The organism is Corallococcus sp. CA041A (assembly GCF_003612075.1).
In the GTDB taxonomy this organism is placed as follows: Bacteria; Myxococcota; Myxococcia; order Myxococcales; family Myxococcaceae; genus Corallococcus; species Corallococcus exiguus.
The window spans coordinates 1-3,242 of sequence record NZ_RAWF01000471.1; the positions used below are offsets into that span (position 1 = coordinate 1).

At 63.2% G+C, this 3,242-nt stretch carries 4 protein-coding genes; 2 read left to right on the forward strand and 2 right to left on the reverse strand.

Features of this window, described 5'->3' with window-relative positions; translation table 11 throughout:
- Together D7V77_RS44070 and D7V77_RS41140 are read left to right on the forward strand one after the other, a co-directional pair.
- Nucleotides 1-639: hypothetical protein (locus tag D7V77_RS44070; RefSeq protein ID WP_158624589.1), on the forward strand; the 639-nt coding region annotated here is incomplete at its 5' end.
- Between the two features lie 258 nt (nucleotides 640-897).
- Nucleotides 898-1,515: a DUF1643 domain-containing protein gene (locus tag D7V77_RS41140; RefSeq protein WP_120581621.1), complete on the forward strand. Its 618-nt coding sequence runs from the start codon at nucleotides 898-900 to the stop codon at nucleotides 1,513-1,515.
- Between the two features lie 201 nt (nucleotides 1,516-1,716).
- Here the strand turns inward: D7V77_RS41140 and D7V77_RS41145 are convergent, their stop codons facing one another.
- Both D7V77_RS41145 and D7V77_RS41150 read right to left on the reverse strand, forming a co-directional pair.
- Entirely contained in the window at nucleotides 1,717-2,415 is a 699-nt protein-coding gene (locus D7V77_RS41145) for a site-specific DNA-methyltransferase (protein WP_120581622.1), read from the reverse strand.
- Between the two features lie 58 nt (nucleotides 2,416-2,473).
- The gene (locus tag D7V77_RS41150) at nucleotides 2,474-2,731 is read right to left on the reverse strand and encodes a hypothetical protein (RefSeq protein WP_120581623.1); all 258 of its coding nucleotides are present in this window, start codon (nucleotides 2,729-2,731) and stop codon (nucleotides 2,474-2,476) included.
- Between the last annotated feature and the right edge of the window lie 511 nt (nucleotides 2,732-3,242).

Genomic DNA, 3,242 nt, shown 5'->3' on the forward strand with positions numbered 1-3,242 from the left:
GCCCTTGAGCAATCGGAGCACAGCCTCCTTCTTCCGCTTCGCCGAGAACCGACCGCGCTCCGCCGTCCTGTCCTGCTTCTGTTGCTTCTTCACATCCACCTCGCGAGGGGGAGGTTATTCCCCCAGAGAGGTGTCTCAAGAAATCCTGGGGCGGAGGAGAATGAGCGTCTTCCGGACGACGCGGAACTTCAGCGCGACCTAATCAGGTGGCTCGTCCAGAACGCCGGCCCCATCGAGACCGTCCGTGAGGCTCCGGCGGTTGATGACGTGTTCGGAGTTGCCGAGAAGCATGGCATCGAAGTAACGACGGAAGCTCGCGAGGAGGAGCCGGATTTTCTTCACCTCATACCGGGCTTTGAGATCGCGGGTAGACGTTGGGAGTTTCATCTGACGGACAAGGACGCGAACCGCCCGGCTCCCCATGGCCACGATATCGAGGACCACAGCGTGGTGCTTGATCCGTATACGGGCGATGTCGTTGACAGGGACGGGAAGAAACTGATGTCCGCGAAGCCGAAGGAGCTTCGCGACCTTTGGCGTGACAAGAAATTCCGCAGGTTCGCGGACCGCGCCCGAGATACGATGCGCGAGCAGCAGCCGTGGCGCATCGATGCTCTTCCGCCCGTGCCCGAGCCATAGTAGGCCGACCGCCTACTGCACCAGCTCGAAGGAATCGTACGTGAGCGTGACCTGCTGGATGACGCACTCGTTATCCCACTCACCGGCGACGAACTCCACCGGCTGGAAACGGAACCAGGGGCGCACGATGCTCCAGGGGGGGTTCGTGGGAGCCCAACGGTAGCGTATGCCCTGGTGAGGTGTGGCAAGGGGGGGCAGGTGAGGGAGCGCGCGGCAGATTGCCCGTAAGCCAATCCCCGGCGGAATGCGCTTTGCTGGATGCCGAGCCTCCATTCCGGCCCCTCCCTCGCCATGTCCCTTTTCCAGCTTCCGCCCGGCCGCCGTTCCTTCCTGTTCAAAGCGGGCAAGGTGAAGGTGCTAGCAGCGCGGGACTGCTTCGCCCCGCACACGCGGAACGGGCCGCACCGCTACTATCTCGACTACATTTTCGGGGGGGCCAGCGCCGGTCAGGACGACGGGACGGAGCGCATCCTGATGGCCTGCGGCTGCAACCCGGCAACGGCCACGCGGCACGGCTCGGACAAGACGGTTTCGAAATTGGTCAACGTCGCCCGGCAGTGGGGCTACACCCGGCTGCTCATGGCCAACGTCTTCTCCTACTGCGACAAGAATCCCGCCAATCTCAAGGCGCCAGGCTTGGTGTTATGGGATCGGCACACCGACCGGTTTTTGAAGACCATGGTGGCCAACGCCCAGGCCTTCTTGTGCTGTTGGGGCGCGCCCGCCGTAGACCTCAATGCGAACCGCTGCGCGGAGATCGAGGCGATGCTGCGCGCGACCCGCAAGCCGCTTTTCTGCCTCGGCTATTTGCAGAGCGCGGACATTCCCAAGCACCCGCGCCGCCTCAAGTATCCGGCCGCCCAGGTGCCCTTCTGAGCCTGAAGCATCCCCTCATTTTCGATTTCCCCTCTGAGCTTGCTCGCTCGGCTGCTCATGCATTCTCCGAGGGGAATCTTCAAATGAGGGGATAGCTCAGCTTCTGAGCGGCGGACCTTATCGCCCAGCACTCTTCTGCGCGACCGGCGGGTCCGCCGGATCACGCGGCATCTTGGACGCCCGTCTCGCGGGCGATGAGGACTAACGCTGCCGTTGTTTATCGGCGGCGCCGAGTGCGAGGAGCCGGCTGCGCGTGATGCTCACCGCCTCGGCCCCCACATCGTTGCCCCAGAAGTGGCGCTCGTGCTTGACGGCGGCGCACCCGACCGAGCCCGCGCCCATGAACGGATCGATCACGACGCCCCCAGGCTCGCTGCTTTGCGTGACTAGCAGTTCGCTCACCGCAACGGGCTTCTCCGCCGGATATCCGTTGCGGATTCGTGGGGCTTCGATGATATCGGACACCCCGAGATCGCGAAGCTTCCGCTTACCCTTCTCAAAAAAGAGGATGAACTCGTAGCGGGCCCGGTAGTGATACCCCATCCCGATGTTCTTCTTGTCCCAGATGAGCGGCTTCCAGAATTTGAAGCCAGCCTCCTCGGCGAGAGGCTTCGCGATGAACGCCGTCTCGGGATCGCAGAATAAGTAGAGGTGCGAGTTCCGCTTGAGGACGCGATAGAGTTCGGCAAAGAGTTCCGGAAACCGGGCGTTCGGGAAGATTTGGAACCAGGCATTGCTCGACGCCTTGGAGTGCTTGAGGCGCGTGGTGGTGCCGACAGCGCGGTGCTTCTCAAGAGACTCATAGGGCGGGTCGGTGATGGCGAGGTCCACCGACGCGGAGGGGATCTCGCCAAGCCACTTGATGGCGTCGAGTTGCGCGAGGCGAAATCCGATGGGCATGGCTTGGATATACGCTGCCGCATCAAGGTCGCAGCCGTCTAATTCAAAGTTCAGTGATCTAACCCTCGTAGGACTCCCGGACGCCGTTCAGGTAGCCGAGCGCCCAAGCTGCGTGTGGGCTCTTGTGACGAACGGCGCCGGCTTGACTCTCCGAGAGCGAGTCGAGATCCAGGTCCACCTTCTCCTGGCGCTCTCGGCCGGCGGCCAAGCCGGTCTCGTAGGCGCAGCCGGCGCACTTGTGCCGACCGTCGCCACCTTGGCTGTTTGGAAGCTGCAGGAACATCTGCTCGTGCCGATGGTCTTTCTTGCAGATCATCGTGACGCCCTCCTGTCGTGGTTCCACCTAGGTAAGGAGCTTGCGCGGTGCACCCTACCGATTCAAGCGGAAATGGAGCCGGGCGTACCAGCCGTGAGCACGGCAGGCTCACCGGAGTGATCTCTCTTCTTGGGGTACTCCGCCCTGGGTCCACCAACGACAACGACCGGCCAGCGCTTCTCAATGGTTTTCGACGAGAGGACGCGCGTGGCCGCCTTCGCGTTGCTGATGCGGAAGCGAGGACCAACGAGGCCAACGACCTTCACGCGGTACGGGTGGACACGACCAACTCGCATGGGGCACGGCTCCCGTACCTGCCCCACCTTCACGGCGTCAGCCATTGGATGGCTCCTTCCTGTCCACGAGGGCGGCGATGGCACGGAGTGAGCCTGGCCCGGTTCCGTGGACACCCGAGATGTGATGGAAGGAGCACGGGATGTCCGCGACTGACGAAAAGCAGAGGAAGCCCCGCAGGCCGCGCCGGGAGTTCACGGCGGAGTACAAGGCCGGG

Coding starts and splice junctions, on each gene's coding strand:
- D7V77_RS41140 (WP_120581621.1), top strand. CDS start 898: ATGCCGAGCCTCCATTCCGGCCCCTCCCTCGCCATGTCCCTTTTCCAG.
- D7V77_RS41150 (WP_120581623.1), bottom strand. CDS start 2,731: ATGATCTGCAAGAAAGACCATCGGCACGAGCAGATGTTCCTGCAGCTT.
- D7V77_RS41145 (WP_120581622.1), bottom strand. CDS start 2,415: ATGCCCATCGGATTTCGCCTCGCGCAACTCGACGCCATCAAGTGGCTT.